At 52.2% G+C, this 713-nt stretch carries 1 protein-coding gene; it reads left to right on the top strand.

Going from position 1 to position 713, the window contains the following annotated elements; translation table 11 throughout:
• On the top strand, positions 1-713 hold a 713-nt coding region (locus tag CIK99_RS07490), incomplete at both ends, for a transposase (RefSeq protein WP_144007933.1).

The raw sequence follows: 713 nt of genomic DNA, 5'->3' as shown, positions 1-713 counted from the left end.
AGGACGAAGTACCTTGACGTGGAGAAGGCGAACATGGAGTATGTGAAGCAGCGCAAACACAAGAAGTCACAACAGCGCAGGATTATCCGCCGGCTGTTAAACCTGCTGGGGAAGATCCTGAAGGAAATACGAAGGATGATGCGCGAACATAATGAGCAGGAGGTGCTGACCGTGCGTGAGCAGTCAACCCTCGGCATTATCACAAAGGTGTACCGCCAGCAGAAGAACCACTTCGACAGCAATGACCCCAGGGAAAGCATTCCAGACAGGATCGTGAGCACATCAAAGCCATACGTGAGGCCCATCGTCCGTGGCAAGGAGGTGAAGAACGTGGAGTTTGGAGCCAAATGCAACAACATACAGGTTGACGGTATCTCTTTCATCGAGAAACTCTCCTTCAACGCCTTCAATGAGGGCACAAGACTCGGACATTGCATCAAGATGCACAAGCGGCTGTTTGGTGTAGATGCGAAGAAGATAGGTGGCGACACCGGCTATGCAGGCACAGCCAACAGGGACCTCTGCAAGGAACTGGGCATACAGACATCATTCGTCAAGCGTGGACGTCCATCAGCAGAGAAGAAGAGGGAGGAAGACTATGTCCGCAAGGAACTGGCAAGAGTCAGGGCCACTCAGATGGAAGGCTCGTTCGGAACACAGAAAGAGCATTACGCCATGCGCAGGATCAAGGCCAGGAAGAAGAAAACAGAGAT

The organism is Prevotella sp. P5-92 (assembly GCF_002251245.1).
Lineage (GTDB): Bacteria > Bacteroidota > Bacteroidia > Bacteroidales > Bacteroidaceae > Prevotella.
Note: the sequence above shows the minus strand (reverse complement) of the source record. Positions and strands in the feature narration are given on the sequence as shown.